At 46.9% G+C, this 21,473-nt stretch carries 18 protein-coding genes; 11 read left to right on the top strand and 7 right to left on the bottom strand.

Going from position 1 to position 21,473, the window contains the following annotated elements; all coding sequences use genetic code 11:
• The first annotated feature begins 201 nt into the window (after positions 1 to 201).
• From L4D19_RS05915 to trxC, 8 genes are all read left to right on the top strand, one after another.
• Complete coding sequence (locus L4D19_RS05915) at positions 202 to 1,647, top strand: catalase (RefSeq protein ID WP_428451657.1); 1,446 nt, start codon at positions 202 to 204, stop codon at positions 1,645 to 1,647.
• A 151-nt stretch (positions 1,648 to 1,798) separates the two neighbouring features.
• Positions 1,799 to 2,866: a dihydroxyacetone kinase subunit DhaK gene (gene dhaK, locus L4D19_RS05910; protein ID WP_428451656.1), complete on the top strand. Its 1,068-nt coding sequence runs from the start codon at positions 1,799 to 1,801 to the stop codon at positions 2,864 to 2,866.
• A 14-nt stretch (positions 2,867 to 2,880) separates the two neighbouring features.
• Positions 2,881 to 3,606, top strand: a complete 726-nt coding sequence (gene dhaM / locus L4D19_RS05905) for a dihydroxyacetone kinase phosphoryl donor subunit DhaM (protein ID WP_428451655.1) — start codon at positions 2,881 to 2,883, stop codon at positions 3,604 to 3,606.
• 238 nt (positions 3,607 to 3,844) lie between these two features.
• Complete coding sequence (locus tag L4D19_RS05900) at positions 3,845 to 4,258, top strand: FixH family protein (RefSeq protein WP_428451654.1); 414 nt, start codon at positions 3,845 to 3,847, stop codon at positions 4,256 to 4,258.
• A 97-nt stretch (positions 4,259 to 4,355) separates the two neighbouring features.
• Positions 4,356 to 5,513, top strand: coding sequence for a cytochrome-c peroxidase (locus L4D19_RS05895; protein ID WP_428451653.1), 1,158 nt, complete (start codon positions 4,356 to 4,358; stop codon positions 5,511 to 5,513).
• Between the two features lie 21 nt (positions 5,514 to 5,534).
• Positions 5,535 to 6,554: a hypothetical protein gene (locus tag L4D19_RS05890; protein ID WP_428451652.1), complete on the top strand. Its 1,020-nt coding sequence runs from the start codon at positions 5,535 to 5,537 to the stop codon at positions 6,552 to 6,554.
• A 409-nt stretch (positions 6,555 to 6,963) separates the two neighbouring features.
• The gene (locus L4D19_RS05885; protein ID WP_160648977.1) at positions 6,964 to 7,161 is read left to right on the top strand and encodes a hypothetical protein; all 198 of its coding nucleotides are present in this window, start codon (positions 6,964 to 6,966) and stop codon (positions 7,159 to 7,161) included.
• 153 nt (positions 7,162 to 7,314) lie between these two features.
• Entirely contained in the window at positions 7,315 to 7,752 is a 438-nt protein-coding gene (trxC, locus tag L4D19_RS05880) for a thioredoxin TrxC (protein ID WP_428451651.1), read from the top strand.
• A gap of 77 nt (positions 7,753 to 7,829) precedes the next feature.
• On the opposite strand, the gene L4D19_RS05875 is transcribed toward trxC, so the two are convergent.
• Positions 7,830 to 8,549: an SDR family oxidoreductase gene (locus L4D19_RS05875; protein ID WP_428451650.1), complete on the bottom strand. Its 720-nt coding sequence runs from the start codon at positions 8,547 to 8,549 to the stop codon at positions 7,830 to 7,832.
• Positions 8,550 to 8,679: 130 nt separating this feature from the next.
• A complete protein-coding gene (locus L4D19_RS05870; RefSeq protein ID WP_428451649.1) occupies positions 8,680 to 9,039 on the bottom strand; it encodes a DoxX family protein in 360 nt (119 codons plus the stop codon).
• Positions 9,040 to 9,121: 82 nt separating this feature from the next.
• On the opposite strand from L4D19_RS05870, the gene L4D19_RS05865 reads away from it, so the two are divergent.
• Complete coding sequence (locus L4D19_RS05865) at positions 9,122 to 10,042, top strand: LysR family transcriptional regulator (RefSeq protein WP_428451648.1); 921 nt, start codon at positions 9,122 to 9,124, stop codon at positions 10,040 to 10,042.
• Positions 10,043 to 10,669: 627 nt separating this feature from the next.
• A complete protein-coding gene (locus L4D19_RS05860; protein ID WP_428451647.1) occupies positions 10,670 to 14,206 on the top strand; it encodes an Ig-like domain-containing protein in 3,537 nt (1,178 codons plus the stop codon).
• A 54-nt stretch (positions 14,207 to 14,260) separates the two neighbouring features.
• Here the strand turns inward: L4D19_RS05860 and L4D19_RS05855 are convergent, their stop codons facing one another.
• The 4 genes from L4D19_RS05855 to L4D19_RS05840 all read right to left on the bottom strand — a co-directional run bounded on the left by L4D19_RS05855 (position 14,261) and on the right by L4D19_RS05840 (position 19,165).
• Positions 14,261 to 15,097 carry an FAD/NAD(P)-binding protein gene (locus L4D19_RS05855; protein ID WP_428451646.1) on the bottom strand — a complete coding sequence of 279 codons (837 nt, stop codon included), beginning with the start codon at positions 15,095 to 15,097 and terminating at the stop codon, positions 14,261 to 14,263.
• On the bottom strand, positions 15,090 to 16,160 hold the full coding sequence (locus tag L4D19_RS05850; RefSeq protein ID WP_428451645.1) for a 4Fe-4S dicluster domain-containing protein: 1,071 nt from the start codon (positions 16,158 to 16,160) through the stop codon (positions 15,090 to 15,092). Before L4D19_RS05850 ends, L4D19_RS05855 begins: the two co-directional genes overlap by 8 nt.
• A 1-nt stretch (position 16,161) precedes the next feature.
• Positions 16,162 to 18,258, bottom strand: coding sequence for a formate dehydrogenase subunit alpha (gene fdhF / locus L4D19_RS05845; RefSeq protein WP_428451644.1), 2,097 nt, complete (start codon positions 18,256 to 18,258; stop codon positions 16,162 to 16,164).
• A gap of 61 nt (positions 18,259 to 18,319) precedes the next feature.
• The gene (locus tag L4D19_RS05840; protein WP_428451643.1) at positions 18,320 to 19,165 is read right to left on the bottom strand and encodes a formate/nitrite transporter family protein; all 846 of its coding nucleotides are present in this window, start codon (positions 19,163 to 19,165) and stop codon (positions 18,320 to 18,322) included.
• 200 nt (positions 19,166 to 19,365) lie between these two features.
• On the opposite strand from L4D19_RS05840, the gene L4D19_RS05835 reads away from it, so the two are divergent.
• Positions 19,366 to 20,217, top strand: a complete 852-nt coding sequence (locus L4D19_RS05835) for a hypothetical protein (protein ID WP_428451642.1) — start codon at positions 19,366 to 19,368, stop codon at positions 20,215 to 20,217.
• Between the two features lie 272 nt (positions 20,218 to 20,489).
• On the opposite strand, the gene L4D19_RS05830 is transcribed toward L4D19_RS05835, so the two are convergent.
• A complete protein-coding gene (locus L4D19_RS05830) occupies positions 20,490 to 21,419 on the bottom strand; it encodes a carbamate kinase (protein WP_428451641.1) in 930 nt (309 codons plus the stop codon).
• Between the last annotated feature and the right edge of the window lie 54 nt (positions 21,420 to 21,473).

Genomic DNA, 21,473 nt, shown 5'->3' with positions numbered 1-21,473 from the left:
TCATTACTACTCTCGACATAACACCTCATAACCTCAATCCACAAAACGTCTTTCCACCAAACGCTTATCCACAATAAGCTCTTCAGGCTTGTAACCTCTTTTCATTAAGTGGTTTTACTTATTGATAAGATAGAAACTACGAATTTCACCTATTGAACGGGCTAGCTTATCTTTAATTCAGACCCCAAAAGGAGCTGTCCCATGACAAAGAAAACACTGACTCAAGCAAATGGTTCGCCTGTCGTCGATAACGATAATAGCCTTACCGCCGGTGCCAGAGGCCCCGTTTTGCTGCAAGACACTTGGCTTATAGAGAAGCTGGCTCATTTCGACCGGGAGAGAATCCCCGAGCGTGTCGTACACGCCAAAGGCTCTGCCGCATTTGGTACGTTTACAGTAACCCATGACATCACCCAATATACCAAGGCCGATATTTTTTCTGAGGTAGGCAAACAAACCGATGTCTTATTGCGTTTTTCGACGGTAGCTGGCGAGAAAGGTGCGGCCGACGCCGAGCGTGATGTGCGTGGTTTCGCACTGAAATTCTATACCAATGAAGGCAACTGGGATCTTGTCGGCAACAACACGCCGGTTTTCTTCATCCGCGATCCGCTGAAGTTTCCTGACTTTATCCATACCCAAAAACGCAACCCAAAAACAAACCTTCGAAGTGCAACAGCCGCTTGGGATTTCTGGTCTCGCCATCCCGAATCGCTTCATCAGATCATGATCCTGTTCAGTGATCGAGGTATTCCGACAGATTATCGCCACATCAATGGTTACGGCAGCCATACGTTTAGCTTCATCAATAAAAACAATGAGCGTTTTTACGTCAAGTTCCATTTCAAAACCCAACAAGGGCATCGCCACTATACCGACGAGGAAGCCGCCACTATCGTTGGTAAAAGTCGGGAATCCTCTCAGGTCGATCTGTTTATGAGTATCGAAGAAGGACAATTTCCACGATGGGACGTCAAAGTCCAAATCATGACCGAAAAGCAAGCCGGTGAGTATGCCATTCACCCATTCGACCTCACCAAGGTCTGGCCCCATGGCGACTTCCCGCTGATCGATGTGGGTACCCTGGAGCTAAACCGGAACCCGGATAACTACTTTGCCGAAGTAGAACAAGCCGCTTTTACCCCTGCCAATATCGTTCCGGGAATAGGCTATTCGCCAGATCGCATGTTACAGGGCCGCCTGTTTTCCTATGGCGATACGCAACGCTACCGCCTCGGTGTCAACCATGGCCAGCTACCGGTAAACAAGCCAAAGCCTGCGGTTAATACTACCCATCGCGACGGCAGTATGCGCACTGACGACAATGGCGGCAGCAACCTTAACTACGCGCCAAACCACCACAATAGCTATACCCCGAGCCACGATGCCGAACCGGCACTGGCGCTAGAGCGCGAGGCACTACACTTCGATTTCAGAGACTACGATGATGACTACTACAGCCAGCCGGGGAACTTGTTCCGTCTGATGGACAAAGACCAGCAACAACGCCTCATCGGGAATGTTATTGCGTCGATGAGCGACGTTGAAAACGACCAGATCAAAAAACAGCAAGTACTCCATTTCTATCAGGCAGACAAAGAGCTGGGCCAGGCACTCGCTGAAGGCCTCGCCATTAAGATCGACTAGCAGCGGCTATCGTTCGCAATACGAATATAATTTGTGATCCCTTGTTCAAGGCTCCTCTATGGAGCCTTTCATTCTGTGTTCAGTCCTATGAAGCAATTTGGCGACCGTCTACTAACATAAACAGACAGCTTCCCTGTCTGAAAGGCCGCCAATGAAAAAGATGATCAACCACGTTGATAACGTCGTCAAAGAACAGCTTGAGGGAATGGCCAAAGCCTATCCTGAGCTCACTATAAACCTTGCCCCTTATTACATCTGTCGCTCGGCTCAAGGACGTCCGAAGGTTGCTTTGATATCTGGCGGAGGCAGCGGTCACGAACCTATGCACGGCGGTTTCGTGGGTTATGGGATGCTTGATGCTGCATGCCCCGGTGAGATTTTTACCTCGCCTACCCCAGATCAGATGTACGAATGCGGCCGACAGGTGGATCGTGGTGAAGGGGTACTATTTCTTGTCAAAAACTATACCGGTGATGTCATGAACTTTGAGGCAGCCGTTGAACTGCTGCATGCCGATGGCATAAACGTTCAGGCCACCCTGATCGACGATGACGTCGCAGTTAAAGACAGCCTTTACACAGCCGGTCGCAGAGGTGTTGCCGCAACCGTTCTGGCAGAAAAAATACTCGGTGCAGCCACTGAAGTCGGCTACACCCTGGAGCAATGTTGCGAGTTGGCCAAACGCATTGCCAACCAAGCGCGTTCGATAGGGGTTGCTCTCTCTGCCTGTACGGTGCCCGCAGCCGGAAAACCCGGGTTTCAACTCAAAGACAACGAGGTTGAGTTTGGTGTTGGCATTCATGGCGAACCGGGTATCAAAAAGGTGCCGTATTCAGATTGTGATACAACCACCAGCGACATGATGGCGCAACTGCTCGACAACACACCGTATCAACGCACTGTGCAACGCTGGAACGGCAGCAGCGATCAATGGCAGGATGAGCAATGGGTAACCTCGGCAATCGAGCAGGGAGACAAAGTCATCGTGCTGGTTAACAGTCTCGGCGGCACACCGTTATCTGAATTATTTGCTGTTTACCGGAAAGCTGAAGATATTCTGGCTCAGGTAGGGATCATCATCGAGCGCAGGCTCATCGGTAGCTATTGCACGTCGCTCGATATGCAAGGCGTCTCCATCACCCTGCTTAAAGTAGACGATGAGATGCTGACGCTGTGGGACCAGCCCGTTAACACGCCAGCCCTGCGCTGGGGCATCTAGTTGTAACAACGCTAATGGTTAGCCTTGTTATTGTTTCCCACAGCCTGAAGCTTGCACAAGGATTGTTGGAGCTTGCCGAACAGGTAACTAAGGGCAAGGTCAACATTGCAGTAGCCGCTGGTATTGATGATCCTGAAAACCCGATTGGCACAGATGCCGTTGCGGTCATGGAGGCGATTGAAGCAGTATATTCGGAAGATGGCGTGCTGGTAATGGTCGACTTAGGCAGCGCGATCCTCAGCGCAGAAACAGCGCTAGATCTCATTGCACCAATGCACAGTCAATCCGTCCGAATCTGTGCCGCCCCAATTGTCGAAGGCTGTATTGCCGCCAGTGTCTCAGCGGCATCAGGCTTGCCGCTGGAGACGGTTTTCCAGGAGGCAAACAATGCCCTTGCTGCCAAAATCCAAGCGCTTAAGCAGCCACTGAAACCAGAAGAGCCGAAAAGCAGAAATGTAGAAGTTGATGCCAGCCACCATGAACCACAAACCTTTATCTGGAAGGTTCACCACACCCACGGGCTTCATATCCGCCCCGCCGCAATCCTTGCCAAAGCACTTAGCGCTTTTAACGCTGAAATTAGACTGGCAAAAGCCGGCAAGTCCATCGATGCCAAGCATATCAATCAGATTCTCTCAATGAACATCCAACACAATGACACGCTTATCTTCACCATCCTTGGCGAGGATGCCGAACAAGCCGTAGAAGTCTTGAAGCACATATCAACAAACAATCTTTAGTTAATTGACGAAAAGCCGCTTCTATATTTGTCACGCAATTGAGTTTTAAACAAGTGCACAAGAAACCATTAAGCATCAGATATAAAATAACAATATTACGAACCCTGTTATATAACGTTAACTCTCCAGTATTTATCAATATATTTATTGTGGTTATTCTCAAAGCTGAGGTTGAAGATAACTATCACCAAAACAATACTAAAACAACAAATACAACAATTAATAAAGCTAGGTTTCCGTGTTTATAAAACATATCTCAATTACTTTCAGCCTGATGTTAACTCATCCTCTGTTTGCTGGTACTGCGCTGCCTATTAGCGTGCAGAGTGCCAACTATAACGTCAACGCCGCACCGGAAGACTTCCCTATCACATTGAATAGTATGCACTCTTGGCTCATCATCATTGATGACACTTCAGGGCAGCCTGTTGAGGATTTAGATTTTACTGTCAAGGGAGGCATGCCTGAGCACCAACACGGCCTCCCCTCCCAGCCTAAGCTAATTGATGAAATCAATCCTGGGAAATACATTATTGATGGCGTGAAGTTTAATATGTACGGGAAGTGGCAGATTGAACTTATTGGTATTAATAATAGTTCAGACTTCTATCAAAATTTAGAAATTGATTTAGATCATGACAACGCTAATTAAAATATCGTTAATAACTTCATGTGCTATAGCCTTGTTAGGTATTAGCCTAATAATAAATATATCGACTTCTGAAGAAGCACAATGGAGTCAAAATGAGTTGGCTATTCTTAGCAGCTTACGCCTCCCTGAAAAGTGGGAGGTAAATGACGCCTCAAATCTATATCTACACGACAAACAGGCGGTATTGCTTGGAGAACTACTTTTCAGTGACACCCAACTAAGCAGATCTAAACAAGTTGCTTGTGCTAGCTGCCATCAGCCAGAACATTATTTCACTCTTAAACCAGGTAATGAGCTATCAATAACAAAGCAAGTCCCGTCATTGCTCGGTACAGCCAAATTTAACTGGTACATGCTTGACGGAAGGGCTGATAGCCTTTGGGCCCAGGCCTTGAAGCCCCTGGAGAACCACATCGAACACGGCGGTACACGCACTCAGTATGTACTACACGTCCTTGACAAATATCCGCAGCTTTACCAAACAATTTTTGGTCCTATTCCTGATGAGCTCACCGGTGCAGTACTGCCAGCCCAAGCCTCCCCAAGCAGCCAGTATCCTGCTGAGCAGCAATTGTGGCACCAGCTAGACAAACCTATCCGAGAAGCCATTAACCGAGTTTTCGCGAATATTGGGAAATCTCTTGCTGCTTATCAGGCAACCCTATGGCCGGAGGATACCCGATTTGATCGCTATATCGATCAAATGATGGCTGCAACAGAGAAATCGGTTCCGACTCAAGATCTTCTCCTGGATGCACAAGAAGTCGCAGGGCTTAAAATTTTCATCAGCGAGCAAGGACAATGCTTACGATGCCATAATGGCCCATTGCTATCTAATGGCGGATTTCACGCCACAACCATTCCTGAACCTCATCCTGATGCGCAAAAAGGACACTGGAGTGGACTTGAACTTGCCATTGCCGATCCATTCAACTGCCTGGGTCGCTATAGCGACAGCCTGCCATCGCAATGCAAGGAGCTACTGTTCAGCAAAAGAGCCGCAGACGAACTCAAAGGGGCAACCAAGGTCCCAAGCCTGAGGAATGTTTCGGCAACTGCCCCTTATATGCATGCCGGACAATTTAGCACCCTTAAAGACGTACTTCAGTACTACAACCGCGCAGCAAAGACTATCGGCATACATTCAGACATCGCAGCACTTAAGTTATTACCCTATCAACTCAACCAGCTCGAAGCATTTCTCTTGACGCTGACGGCAGATCCCAATGATGAGTCAGCAAATGATCCGAGATAAACCTTTGAGAGGATACGATTAATGAAAAGAATGAAATTACCTCATGGTAAGGCTTGGCTAATTATTGCGGCCTATTTAGCTTGCCTTTGTTTTAGCAACCCCGGATACGCCCACGTAAGGTGGTTTATCCCCGATGGCACCAACCCAGATGTGAACCTCCCCTTCGATCTAATAGCACTTGCACTTACTGTGACAACACTCAGCCTGTTCACCTTAGCCGTACTGTTCACCCGAGTCACTATCGTGCCGCAGTCATTAAAAGTGGGTCTAACTCGCCCTGTCGTAACGTCCCATCCATGGCTATGGTACTTCTTGGTGCTGATTCTTAACTGTTACCTTGCCATTAACCTATTGCAGGGGGAATTCCTTGCCCCGAACCTTACTCTCTCACCCCAGCTTGCACTGTACGGTGTCATCATCCAGGCTGCTGCTATCGTCCTTATGGCAATTTCAGTCAGCCTCACGGGTGTTGCAATTGTGATCACTTCTCTTGCACTGCTGTTTTTCTTTCCTTTTTTTATCGCGCTTGATTATCTGTTCGAGTTCTTGTTCGTTGGCCTTGCACTGGTTTTTATTGGTCCGAGCCTTAACAGAAATGACTACAGCCTTTGTAAATCCTTGGGGCTGAATAAGAATCAGTGGCGAAGAACTGCTGTTCATCTCATCCGGATAGGACTTGGGCTTCAGTTATTAGAGCTGGGGATCCACAACAAACTTATGCTTCCAGGTATGGCGTTGGCATTTATCGACCAAAATGAGTACTACAATTTCTTTCCGCTACTCAACCTCCCCCAGATCAGCAATCTTCACTTCGTGCTATTCGTCGGGGTAAGTGAAACAGTTATCGGGTTACTCCTGATTGCCAATCTTGCCAACCGGATAATTTACGCCCTGTTGCTGGCGATATTCACCACAACTTTTCTGCTTTCAGGTTGGGATGAGCTTGTCGGACATATGCCAATCTTCATAATCCTCTTTATCTTGTTGTTGGAAGCAGGGAGTTCAGATTCGAAGCAAGCAAGAAGACACTCTTGGCCATAACGCTTGTTCATAAGCAAAGTGAATATTATGTGGGGGGAATGTACATATATGCAACTGGGAGACAGCAACATTCCCCCATTTTTTCAACTCGACTGGATAAGATGTAACCGTTTAATATATAACAGTTTTATTACAATTAAACTGCAGTAATAAATGGGGCGAAAACGACACAAAAAGAGGATGAATAAAACAAAACAGGTGTACGCAAAAAATTTGATCTGCCACCATGATTTCTCATGGGCTGGAACAGTCAAAGGTACCCCCAAACTCGTCTAATTCAAAGCATGTTTTCATTCAATTTGCACTATTATGCGATATGTCACAAAGTGGATTTTATCGTCTTAACTCTTCCAATTTCGTTTGGTAAAGATAAGTTGATTTCGACGCAGGGTTTCTTTAGGAGGTAATTGTGTCTATCAATTCTATCGACCACACAGAGATTGCAGATGTTGCTTCTAAGTGGGATTACAAAGATGAAACTGCCTCAAGCGTAGCTCAATCCAAACGCCAAAAGGCAGAAGCAAGACGCCGTATCGAAATGCTTCGCGACATTCGTGATAGCGGCCTGACTATCGCGGAAGCAAAGGAGTTGGGGTTAATTCACTAGCAAACAAAGTACTTAACCGAAGTCAGTTAAAGTGAAGTTAGCCAGTACTTTAACTTGATAGAAACAATCTATCGTATCAATCTATTATTCCGGCTTTTCTAATCTTGGGGTAGTCGTTACATTATTGCAAAAGACCCTTAATGGAACGCAATAATGACCACTATGACTACCCGTTGCCCACACTGCAAGGCACTCAACCGTTTCCCGACCGAACGCGTTAACGACATTGCCTCATGTGGCGCATGCAAAGATAAGTTACTGGACGGTAAGCCCGTTGAAGGCACAACCGACAACTTCCTGTCCCTGATCCAAGGCGAAAAAGCAGTGGTAGTCGATTTTTGGGCACCGTGGTGTAACCCTTGTGTAGGCTTTGCACCCATCTTTGAAGATGTTGCCGCTGAGCGCGATGGGGATATTCGCTTCGTTAAAATTGATACCGAAGCTCAGCAAACACTTGCCGCTCAATACCGGATTCGTTCTATTCCAACGATTATGGTGTTTAAAAACGGCCAGGTTATCGACACAATTAACGGTGCGCTACCTAAAGGCCAATTCGACCAGTGGCTGAACCAGGCGCTGACCAAAGCTTAAGTGAACTAGCTCGGCAATTAAAAAGATGGATACGGCAGTGCGTATCCATCTGGGCTCATCAACCAAGCACTGACGACTTACAGCATCTTTCCCGATACCGGAATCAAGGCTCCCGATAAATTAGTTTTAGATGGCTGTGTAAGGTCTAGCATGATCTCAGCCAATTGAATCGGATCAACCCAAGTCATCGGGTCAACGTCCGGCATGGCCTGTCGATTCACATCGGTATCCACGATAGTCGGCAGCACGGCATTAACTTTAATCCCGTATTGCGCACCTTCAGCCGCAAGGCTTTCAACCAACCCGTTCAGAGCAAGCTTCGATGCCATATACGGCCCGAAACCCGCGGGGATATTGCGAATCGTATCTCTTGCCGATACAAACATAATCGCTCCTTCTCCCCTTAGCTTCATTGCCGAAAAGACCTCTCTGCCAAGCATCCAAGCCGTTGTAAAATTGGCACTGAACAGGCGGTCGACTTCAGCGGGCTCCACATCTTCCCAGCGACTCCAGGAATACACGCCAGTACAGTGATAGTGGACATCTATTGCTCCACCCAAGATAACCTGCGACTGAGAGACGAGTTGACGGCAATCGTCTTCGTCGGTTAAATCCCCCAAGAAAACCGTTAGTTTCCCATCATATTTTCTTTCTAGCTCGGCAGCGCGCTGCTCGTCTCCTTTACGCCCGAAGCCAACAACCTGAGTCCCCGACTCAATCAGCTTCTGGATGAGCTCCTGAGCGGTAACGGAAAAACAGGCGGCGATGGTGGCAGTATTTATCTTCTTGGTTTTCATTATTAATTCCTGTCGAAAAGCTGACATTTTGTTACTTGAGAGAATATTGGCGAGACAACTAATGAACAATCCACCTGTACGCAATTGTGTTTTGCACTTAGAGCAAACAGGTGCAGCACAACGATAAGCGCTAAAGGAGAGAGGATGAAAAATAGACCACCATGCTTGATAGAACCAAGGTGATCATCGCCGGGATCCCATCTTTCCATGTATCAAACCGCAGGTGACAGACAATGGCCCCCATCGATGTTCCGACCAGTGCCAATGCGCCTAGCACTCCCCAAAAACTCCCCTGAAACCAGATAGCAATACCGCCAAATAACTCCGCTAACCCGACCAGAAACATGAACTGGCGGTTAAAACCGTAAGAATGAAAGAAGGCAAGCTGCTTCTCAAAGATCATCTTCTGCCAACCAAGTAGCTTGATAGAACTTGCAAAGATAAAGAAAACCGAAAGCAACCCGGTGGCTGCTGAAGTAAAAAAAGTCATAATGCTCTTATCCTTTTGAAGGGTTGAAAAGAGCTTACACTCGCACCATTATTAGCAGCAGTGATTACGCTTGATAACAATTATGAATAGAAATCATATTTTAAAAGTTGATCTTAACCTCTTGAAGTCATTGCACGCCTTGCTCGAAGAAAAGCATGTCGGACGGGCAGCGGCAAAAATGAATGTAAGCCAGTCTGCCATGAGTCACACATTAACCAGGCTACGAACAACCTTCAGCGATCCGCTTTTCATTCGTAATGCCAAAGGGCTAGAGCCAACCAGTTACGCTCTTGAACTCTCAGGCAAGCTACGGTTCATATTGGATGAAATAGATACCCTCTTAACGCCAAAATCCTTGGATCTTGCAACGGTGCGATGCCAGTTCAGGATCCAAACCCATGACTTTCTCATCGCCACTTACCTTGCAAGCGCCTTCAAAGCCATCAAAGATGAAGCGCCAAACATTGTCTTTGATATACAGATTTTAACAGCCGACAGCGACCAGAAGCTGGATAAAGGTGAGCTGGAGATGATCATTGGTGCCGGCCTGCAAGCCAATCCCCGCTTTATGCAAAAACGCCTTGCTGACGAGGAGCTCGTTTGCTTGCTGGATAAACACCACCCGGTACTGGCGAACTGGAATGGCAACGCTATATTCCACTATCCCCATATCCAGTCCAGTCTTCTCGATAACAAAGATGATCCCGTCACGCGGTATGGGAAAGAAACAGGACTGCCTGAACGACAAATTGGCCTCTATACCGAGACACTCAATTCACAGTTAGCTTTGCTACCAAACTCAAACCTAATTGCTTTCCTGCCGATGTCACTCGCCAGACAAGGTCAGCAATTTTACGGGCTCGAGCTAATGTCATGTCCCTTCCCTCTTCCTGTCGTAACCATCCGCGGAATTTGGCATGAGCGACACCAAAATGACCCTGTTCACCAGTGGATCCGAGATAAAATTGATAATGCATTCAAGCAACTCGAAGGAAATAAGTAAATATATTATACCCAAGCACTTTAACCGTAGAGGGCTTTTTCAGATATCTGATTACATTGGCAATATAAATCTCATGACATTTTATTTAGATACAAATCTCAACCTTTGAGTAATTGTTTTTAATCTTTTTACAAAAAAACATGTAGAAACTCTGAGATTTAAAGTTACAGTATTTAATCCTTATAAGGCATATTACCATCTCGTTTTGAGATATAATTATAAGGCAAACCTAATTTTAAACATCACCACAGTTCTTACAACTAATACAACCTTGCCAAAACCCAACAAGAACAAACCCATAAGTGGTTGATATAAAACAGTAAAAACAATCAACCATGATAAGTGAGAGGTTTAATTAAATAGACAAATGTAAATAAAGTTATAGTGAATATTTGTCATACTATTATTTCATTCCTCAATAAAAATATACTTGAACAAAAATACAGCTAAATTTAATCTCCCGCCGCATTGTTATTTTTCATATTGAGATATCAATCAAAGTTAAGAAGCAACAAAAGTTAATTTTGTTTTTAGTTCAACTTAAAACTAAAAACACGTGTAAGGAATGACTTTTTTGAATTTGTTTTATTCAAAATAATGTAGCGTTTAAATCATTAAGGATATGGAATGCACAAGCCTATATTGATGAGTGTTTCACTCATTGCAATGTTGACTGGTTGTGGCGGTTCAGATTCAGACAATAAAACTGAACTTGAAAAAAAAGCACCACAAAATACGATTACATTCAGCGGTACGGTATATGATGGTCCAATGGCCGATACCACGGTATCTATTTATGCCGGTAACAACCTGCTCGCATCAGGAAAAACAAACAGTAATGGCCAATACTCTGTCAACGCCTCGATCCCTGTTGCTGAGTTCAACAAAATTAAAACACAACCAATCACTTACCATGCTCAGCGTAATGATATTATCCTTTATCAGTTCGCGGGAAAAAGTTTAGCCGAAGCGTTTGAGAGCCAAAAGAATCAAAGCCTCATTACTAACTTTTCTACCGTTGAATATGTACTAGCCGACGTGAACAAAAACAACTTTGTCACCGAGGCAGAATGGAATGCGCTGCAAAAAATCGACCGTAATATCACGGAAAAAATGGTAGTTCGCTACGGCGTAGGCTTAAAGTCAATCATTGATTACTCGGCCACCCTGGCAGGCTTCGACAATAGTACAATTTGGCTGCGAGCCCTGCTAGACGATACATCCTGGGAAGAATGGTACCGACTCAATATCGTGCCTTACGGCGAAGCATGGACTGCATTATTTGCCGATACCTGGTTTTTAGATCAAGAAGCCGGCCGTTTCGTTGATCTCGCGGCCTGGGAATTGAAATACGACAACGTTGTCATCCCGGCCCCGACAGAACCCGTTGAGCCAGTCGTTAACTATCTCCTTATGGAAGGCTTACCGCTAAAGGTTAGTGTCGGTGATACGATCAACCCTTCTGTCAATGCATTGTGGTCTAATGCCCACTCGACCAATGTGACTGCGCTTGCCAACTACGTCGTCACCCCTGAAGGTGCGTTGGTACAAAACGGCACTCAGTGGGAAGTGAAACAAGCTGGGACTATCACGCTCTCGGCTGAATACCAAGGCGCTTCCACAGAAACAACCATTGAGGCCGGCGAGCCGATCGCTGAAGTTGAGCACATCGTCATCAGTGGTGTTGACCAACAGGTCACCGTCGGTGATATTTTACGCCCGCAAGTGTCCGCAATATGGTCAGATGAGCACACAACAGAAGTAACAGGAAATACTGCCTGGGTAGTAAGCCCTGCTGATGCCGTTGTATTCACAAACGGTAACATGCAAGTCGTCAAGCCAGGAAATATTCTCCTGCAAGCACAATATCAAGGTAAAACAGCCACAATCGGTGTTAATGCGGACAATGCTGTCTTGGTTTCATTACGCTTAGATGCCGATAAACGCCAGCAGTACCTGGAAGATGAGTGGCAAGTCTCCGCTCACGGTGTTCACCAGAATGGCTACATTGTGGATTTCAGCCAGGAAGCCGAATGGTTATCAAGCAATCCAGCGATATTGGAGTCATTGGGTAACGGTCGTTTCCTTGGCAAGGCGGTGGGCACCGCAACAGTAACTGCCAAATTTGGCGAGTACAGCGCCACACAGGAATTTGATGTGGAAGCGAAGATGGTTCGCGTTAGCCTGAACTTGCCCAACGGCACCATTTCACGCGCCGAGACCTTGCAATTATCGCTCAATGGCGAATTTAATGACGGTAGCGTCAGTGTGGTCACCGATGGTGTTGTGTGGAGCAGCAGCAACCCAGAGTTCCTGACTATCGATGAAAATGGTGTCGCCACCGGTATCGCAGAAGGCCAGTCAGTCGTTAGCGCAACCTATCAAGACTTTACCCTGGAAGAAACCGTCACTGTCATCCAGCCGAAGATCATTTCCTCTACCCCAGCGTTTGTTGACGGGGTGATGACCTTACATGAAGGCGAAACTCTCGAGTACGGCTTTAAATTTGTCCGCTCAAATGGCGTTGAACATGTCTTTACCGCAGCCGAGAACGGGCTGGATTTTGAATCCTACGGATTTACCGGACAAGTTGATACATCTGGAATCAAAGTAGGAGTCATCGATAAAGATGCCGACCGTATTCGTGCAATTCGTTCAGGCGAAGATAAATTACGAATTGAAAATGTTCCGGTGGAACTACAGCAAATTTTTGTAGAACTGGGCGCCACGACTTCAGCAAATGACTATCCAAGCAGAGTGACTTTAAACGCCAAGATACTGGATAACCAAGATGTATACCAGTGGAACGCGCTGACAGGAAAAGCTCCCGTTGGTGAGACCGTAACCTTAGTGCAAGCAATACAAAGTAACAATTCGTTATATCGTTTCTGGCAAGTACAAGGCGCTGAACAAGACGGCATTTATGCTACTCAACTAACATCGGAAGGCGAGTCTGAAGCCATATTGGTACTTGCTGATTCAGAACTTGTATCAAATCAGATCATTAGCGATAACTATGACTATGTATTATTGGTAACCACTGACGCCACAGGAGCTGAAGTAAACTACCGTTACCAGTTGAGCAACGGGGCACTAACTCAAATTGTCATGGCTGATTTCCCTAATGGGAAGTTTAACTTCACTTATGACAGCTTTGCCTTCACATCAAACGGAGATTTAGTAGTAACCCATAGCGATAATGGTGTTACACCATATGTTTATCTATTTGAAACAGCGGTATGGGAGCAAAAAGCACAAATTCCTGGCGTTCGTATTCAAACTCCGGCCAACACAAAACAGATAGCTGTCTTAGATACAGAACAGATGAACTACAGTCCATTTAGAGCGCCTGTGCTCAGTGTCTTAGACTTAGAAACGCTAGAGGTAACAAGCCAAGAAATTACTTACCCAGGTGATGCTGAGTACTTCTGCCGTAGCAACGAAACATTAAGCTTTGCTGTTTCGGCAACACTTAAGAACTCTGGAGCAGGTTGTCTCGTTTCTAAAACTGGAAGTTATGATGGCGTTGGCTACTGGCTATGGGATTCTATTGCAGAGCTACCTAAGCTACACCTCTTTGCCGATGGTAAAGTTACTGCAACGGTCGAAAGCTATGCAGTAGCCTCTCGCAAACTCGATGGCCACATCGTGTTTAATGCCGGCCGACTCAAAGATGCAGCCAGAAATGAACATGTTGAGGTCGCTGAAATTGCTGATGTCGAGGTTGAAGGCGTCATTGAGCAGCACATACGTCATCAGCGCCTTGGTAAATTTGGCGAAAAAATGAAAGGGCAATACAGCTCTAATGCTCGCTTACAGGATGGAATGCAATTTACTCTCGACAACGTTGATGTGCCCAACGAACTAATTGCTGTATTTAACTATGGTACCGCAGTCCGGAATGAAAGCGGAAACTGGTCAAGCGATCCGCTTATGTATCAGCTACCGGTTGCGATAGACAATCAATGGAAACTATACAACCTCGGTAACACATTAATTCTTAGCAACGAAGAAAGTACGGATCCGAAATACTGGCAGCTTCAGATGCGTAAGCCGGCAGTTGTTGAACAACCAGAAGAGCCTGTCACGCCGGAAGAACCGGTTGTTCCAGAGGAACCTGTACCACCGGTAGAACCTGAGCAGCCTGTAGATCCTGCACAGTAAATACTGTTGATATTCACCAACCATACCGATTAGGGCTACGCGTTTAGCCCTTTTTTATTGGCTCGGCAACTGATCCCAGCGAAACGTCGGCCCATCAGTACAGGCATATTGGCTATCCATATAGCAATGGCCGCAGGTTCCTACTGCACAGTGCATTCGCCGCTCTATCGACAAGTAGATAGCTTGAGCCGAAACACCGTAGGCAACCAGATACTCCGCTATCGAATACATCATCGCCTCTGGCCCAGCCAGCAATACCACTTCGGGCAATTCGCCAAACGTATCCAGTACCGAAGGCAGAATATCACTCGGCGTGCCCGGATATTCATTATCACTGCCGTTTGTTAACCCGTCTTCTATGGTGTTGTACACCGGTATAATATGTTGCCAACGTTCCCGTTCCGGATTCAGCATCTGTGCCTGCCGGGTACGGGCACCATAAACCAATGTCAATTGGGTATAGTTCTGCTGCTCAATAAGCAGATCGACAGCACTGACCAAAGGCGCCAGGCCACAGCCGCCTCCGATAGCCAGTATCCGTTTATTGCTAATTTCATCCATAGGCCAGCCGATACCAAACGGGCCCCGAACGCCCAATACTTGACCAACTTCCAGCTCAAACAACGCAGAGGTCACCGCCCCCATACGGCGGATCAAAGCGCGAAAGTGACCATTCTCGTCGGGTACCTCTGTAAAGCTAAACGGTGCTTCTCCCAAGGACGGTACGGTGAGCATAAAAAACTGTCCGGTCTGAGTTTGCTGCCAGTGAGACAGGTGTTCACGGCTCGTTCCCAAGGGCTCTTCCAACAAGCGAAAGTGAAAATGCCGCGTGTGCTCGCCGTCATCATAGAAATCAACTAATTCAGCAGGCAAAGGCGTTAAGCTATGCATCGTTGACTATCCTCTTCATGATCGAGTGAACACCGATAACACCCGGACACGTTCGCTCGCATCGACCACAACCAACGCAACCATAACGGCCAAACTCGGGAAGAAAATCATCACTAAACTTGTGATACCAAAAACGCTTTACCCGCTCGCCAGCCTGTTCAGCCGGGTTATGAAAACTGGCTTCACGCTGGAAACCTTCGTATAAGCAAGAATCCCAAAACCTTACCTGCTGAGTCACTGAGGTACCTTGTCCAGTCTGGTTATCAGGAACAGGCTGACTACTTTGGACTGAGGCCTCTGATGCCTGAGTAATTTGCCTGCTTTGTGTTCCATAACAAGAGCAGGTCGGGCATAAGGTCGTACAGCCGGAACACCCAAGACACTGCACACCAACGTCCTGCCAGAATGAAGCCGACATATCATCGGCATTAAGCTTGTTAATCCCTGTGCTGATATACGAATGATCTTCAAACTGCTGTTCGCAATGACTCAAATCATCCCAGCGGAGACTTATATCATGAGGGGTGGCCTGAACAAGCGGTAAACCCTTAAGCGATTCTTTCCCCACTGCAGTTATGGCCACCAGCAGCCAGTTGCCATCTGACAGCGGGTGCAAAATCAAATCTGCCGTTTCATCCCGAACACCCGGCCCGGCATTGACCAAGTAGCAAAACCCTTCCTGACAAGGGTGAACACAGTCTATTCCCACCAACAGTGCGCGCTGTCGACGAGCCTGATAATAAGGGTCCTGCTCAAAGAAAATATCCTGATAGTGAATCGCCATCAAATCACAGCTCAATACCCCAAAAAGAACAAAAGGCTCTGGCTCAGGTAATGTTTCGCGAAAAAACTGACCATCGAAAACATACAGCGGCTCTTGCTCGGCAAAGAAGAACTGCTTGGCCGAACTCAATGGCATGTTATGGGTAATTGGATAACACTCACCCTGCTCAACGTGCTGCCAATGCGGATCCCCGTCATCGTTAACTACCTGAAAAAACTGACGGGAGCGGGACAAATGAAGTTGCAGTTCACGAAGCGACTCTAGTAAATACTGCTGCATCCTACTTTTCCTCCCACAATTGCTGAACAGTTTTGGGGACTTGGTTAGGTGGAAGCGGAAATACGGACACGGCACAGGCTTTCAGCTCGGGCATTTTGGTAATAGGATCCTGAGCCGTATTTGTTAACTGATTCGAAGGGGCTTCCTTGAAGTGGTAAGGCATGCTGACTAAGCCCGGTGGCACATCATCCGTTATCATGGCACGTGTCTCCAGATACCCGCGACGGGAGCGAACACCTATTGGAGAATAGCGCTGGAGTCGAAGCGCTTTCGCATCATGCGGGTTAATAAACAACACACCCACAGGCGTTTCTCTCTCCAGCAATGGCGACTTACGTGTCATCGATCCGCAGCCATAATGAAAATGCAGACGGTTGGTGGTCAGCACAAGTGGAAACTGCTCATCGGCAGGCTCGTCAATGTCAATATAGTGAACAGGCAATAACTTGGCCTTTCCAATGGGAAAGCTGTCGCGATGCAGTATCTCCGTCCCCATCGGCGCGTCCTGATTACAAGGCCACTGTAATCCCTGATGCCGATCCAGCCCTGCGTATGTCATCCCCTGATAGGCTGGCGTCAACGTTGCCATCTCATCAAATACCTGCTCGCTTGTCTCCCAGCTCAATTGCTGGCTACCCAGCTGTTCAGCCAGGGCTTTTAACCACTGCCAGTCGCTCTTCGCTGTACCGGGAGGAGTCAGTACTTGCGATATTCGCTGCACACGTCGCTCGCAGTTGGTGAAAGTACCCGCTTTCTCGGCAAACGAGGCCGCAGGCAAAACAAAATCAGCCAGCTTGGCGGTTTCGGTCATGGTCAACTCGGCAACAACCAGCAGGTCCAGTGCCTTTAGCGCCGCTTTAACATGATTCTGATCCGGGTCGGTCACAACCGGATCTTCTCCAAACAACACCAATCCACGAAAATCACCAGACAGCGTCGCCTTAGTCATACCCAGCGAGGTTAGACCCGGCGCTGTTGCAACCTCCTCGCCCCAACTCTTGGCAAACTTACTCTGAATTTCAGCGGCACTGGCATCCTGATAACCGGGATACACATTAGGCAAGCAACCCATATCGCAGGCACCCTGCACATTATTCTGGCCGCGCAACGGATTAATGCCAGTGCCGGGGCGGCCCACCTGCCCACACACCAAGGCCAAATCAGCAAGAGCAATCACGTTTTGGGTTCCACTGACAAACTGGGTGATGCCCATCCCGTACATGATCATCGCATTGTTGGCCTGACTATATGCTTTGGCAACCTGACGGACTAGCTCGGCACCAACACCAGTAACCGATTCAGCAGATTCCGGTGTCGCATGTTCTACATTACTTGCCAAGGACTCGAAACCATCACAGCGTTCATCAATAAAAGGCTGGTTTTGCCATTGCTGCGCAATGATGGTGTGCAGCATGGCATTGATAAGTGCGATATTACTGCCTGGTTTGATCTGCACATGGATATCAGCGACTTTTGCCAACCGCGTTACCCTGGGATCAATGACAATTAGCTGCGCCCCTTTCTGCTGGACATCGATAATGTGACCGCCGAGAATACTATGGTTTTCCGTCGGATCGGCACCGATCACCACGATCAAATCCGCTTTATAAATATCACTTGCACTATTGGTCATTGCCCCGGAGCCCAGTGTCTGTTTCAAACCGGCAACCGTCGGGCTATGGCAGATCCTTGCGCAGTGATCGATATTGTTGGTTTTCAGCACTGCGCGCGCAAACTTTTGCGCTGCATAGTTATCTTCATTGGTTGCGCGGGCACTGGAAATTACCCCGACCGCTTCGGGCCCGGCTTCCCCTAAAATGGCTTTAAGGGAGTCACCTATCGACAACAAAGCTTCATCCCAGCTAATTGGCTGAAATCTATCTTTGATACGCTTCAGAGGCTGAGTAATTCGATTCTCGGGATCAATAGCGTAAGCGGTACTCCAACCTTTATCACACAATTTACCGCGGCTTATTGGATGGCTGATCTGTGGTTCAACACCGATCAGATTTTGTTGTTCATCGACTTTAAGGCATATACCACAGCCCACTCCGCAGAACGGACAAATGGTTTTTACAATCGAGGCAGTCATAGTCATTACACAGTGCATGTCCGGTACTGGTCTGAGTATAGCAACCGCTTACCAATGCGAACTTTTATTACTTATCTTCTGGTTTAGGCAACGACTGCCCTCGCAAGTAGACAATGTGATAGACAAGGCCAACCAATACGCTGCCGCCAACCAGATTACCAAGGATCACAGGGATCAGATTGCCAATAAATCCCAGCAAGGTAACCGAGTCGGCCACAGAAGCTCCCCCTGTATCACCAAAAGCCTTGATTAGCATAGCCAACGGGATGAAATACATATTGGCAATGCTGTGTTCAAACCCCGCAGCAACAAAAGCCGATATTGGAAAAACAATCGCCACCGCCTTGTCTATCACGCTACGCCCGGCAAGTGCCATCCAAACTGCCATGCAAACCAGTACATTGCACAATACGCCACGAAAGAATGCCGTCCAGAATGGCAAGCTGCATTTCGCCTCTGCAATTTTCAGGTATTGCTCGGCAATGGCCCCCTGATTCAGCTCGATATGGCCCGACAAAAAAACCAGCACTGCGAGGCCCGTTGCCCCAATAAAGTTTGCCGCGCAAACAACCCCCCAGTTATTGAGCAGCTCAGCGGTAGTTATTTTTTTATCCGCCCAGGCCATTGCCAGTAAATTATTCCCGGTAAACAACTCCGCGCCAGCCACAACAACCAGCAACAGGCCCAGCGAAAATGACACCCCGCCCAGCACTTGCCCAGTGGCAAAGCCAAAACCGGGCTCAGATTTAACCAAAGTAAAATACAATGCGCCCAGACCAATATAGGCACCAGCGAGAATTCCGAGCATTACCATCGACAGCAATGGTAACCGTGCTTTAGCCACTCCAATATTGTCGACTTTCTCGGCAATCTGCTTCGGGGAAAAAGCATCAAAACCGTATATATCTGCCATGCTGGCTCCTAAGCATCCAAAATGCGTCCACGCACAAATACCCATGCTACCTGTAAGGTAGCTTTATCCAGTTTAGCGGCTATCTGCCTTCACTCATTGCTTAATACTGAGAGACATCCATCGCGGATTTTTGCTTGCAACTTTGGTTCGCGCTATATACTTAACTTTATTCGGCATAGTGGTTACAGGTATCGTTGTATATGCATGTCCGCCAATTTCAGTCCAGTATCCTCAGTCTTATCACAGCTCTTTTTGTTGTTGGCTGTAGTTCAACATCAGAGTCATTTTTCAGCTCCAGTGAATACCGCTTTCATGACTCAACCCAGAGCTTCATCGCGCTTAACGATACTCGCAAAAATGGTGCGGTTGTGGATAAGGGGCTGTTTTACCCCAAGAGTGCGTTCTCATTTACTTATCGGTACTGCGCCAACAGCCCGCAGGAAGCTAACAACGATATCCAGGAATTCCACCAACTGGCCAAGCGTGTTTGTGATGCCAACGTCGGCCAGCTCATCCATCAGGATACTGGAACCTGGTGCGTCTATAATCCCAACACTGTCGATGAGCGTCCAATTTTCTACTCTAAGATATCGAGCACCGCGCTGTGGGCAGATCTATGCCTCGACGGGCCATTTGTAACCTTGAAGGTCATTGAAAATACTGAGGCAAGCCCGGATGAGTGGTATGACGCCGCCAAGATCCTTGGCTACCAACCCTACTCCTCGTACCGAAAACTGATCACCCCGCCTGAAGTCGGGCAAATCCCTCAGCCAATGAAAGAGCCTGTTGCAACTGAGCTTTGGAACGAAGAGAGCGAGTATATCTATACCAACATAGGTTCGGTCGTCTGTCTCTACAACCGGCCTAAAGATTCCGCCATGGGATACACTTACCTGGGTACAGTACATAGCGTCGAGAATGGCTTGGTTAAAGTTGCCGCAACGGCAAAGCTGAAAGGTGACATCAGAACGGCACCGACATTGGAGCAATTGGAGTGGCACCGGATGGCTTATATTACCGCAGCAGCAAACTCATGGTTTGTATGTGGATAGGTTAATTAATATTTCGTTATCTGCAATAAGTATGGCTAAGTCAGCTACGAGCCACGTTAATTCACATACTTAATAGAGAATAAATAATCGTTTAATATAAATAAACAAGTAAAACCTTGATGATATAACCTTGGGATACTTTCTAAGAATTATCTCTTCAAGCCTTCCCTCAAGATCCAACCACTCTACTATTTGATAATAAAAAACAACCTCCAGAAAGTATACCTGAAGGTTGCTTTAGTCATCTTTACTAATAGTAATTACACTTATGATTAGTAATAAGTAATTCCTTCGCCCTGGGTGACTAATGTCCCAGCTTCGTTAGTAATAATCTTATCTAAATCAAAAAGCGAACCAATAGCGGCATTACCAAGTCCGGTTTCGACAAATTTACAAACCGCCTCAATTTTCGGTCCCATAGAACCTGCAGGAAAGTTGAATTCAGCCAATCCAGCAGGCGTTGCCTGTTTCATTTCGGCCTGATCTTCTTTGCCATAATTACGATAAATTGAACCGTCGGTCAGAATAATAAATAAATCCGCCTCAAGTTTCTCAGCCAATAGTTCAGCGGTCAGATCTTTATCGATAACACATTCGACACCGGCACTTTGCCCTTGTTCAAAGCAAACCGGTACCCCGCCACCACCACAAGCCACAACCAAGTTGTCCGCTTTTAGCAAGGTCTCAACTTGCTTGAGCTCTACAATGTCTTTTGGCATCGGAGATGGAACAACACGGCGGAAGTACTCCCCATCGGCTTTAAACACCAAGTCAGAGTCAGCCATCATTTCTTTTGCGCGTTCTTCTGTATAGACAGGGCCAACAAACTTTGTCGGATTAGCAAATGCAGGATCATCTTTGCTAACTTCTGTCTGTGTGATTAACGTTGCGATATCAAGCGAGGAGTCGATATTACGCAACTCCTGCTGCAACATATAACCCACCATTCCGCAAGTTTGCGAGCCTAATACGTCCATAGGGTATGGCGTAGTTTCTGGTGAGTATTCCTGGTAAGCCGCATTCTGCTCCATTAATAAACCCACTTGCGGCCCATTGCCGTGAACAACAACTATTTCATGTTCTTTTGCAATAGCCGCAATACTGGCTGCAGACTTTTTAATATTAATTCTTTGGTTTTCAGCAGTTAATGCCTGACCTCGAGCAAGTAATGCGTTACCACCTAATGCTAATACTATACGCATATGATCGTACCTCCTATGTTATGGAGTGATTATTATTTTTTAATTTTAATAAAG

Source organism: Photobacterium kasasachensis, assembly GCF_050336885.1.
In the GTDB taxonomy this organism is placed as follows: domain Bacteria; phylum Pseudomonadota; class Gammaproteobacteria; order Enterobacterales; family Vibrionaceae; genus Photobacterium; species Photobacterium kasasachensis.
Note: the sequence above shows the minus strand (reverse complement) of the source record. Positions and strands in the feature narration are given on the sequence as shown.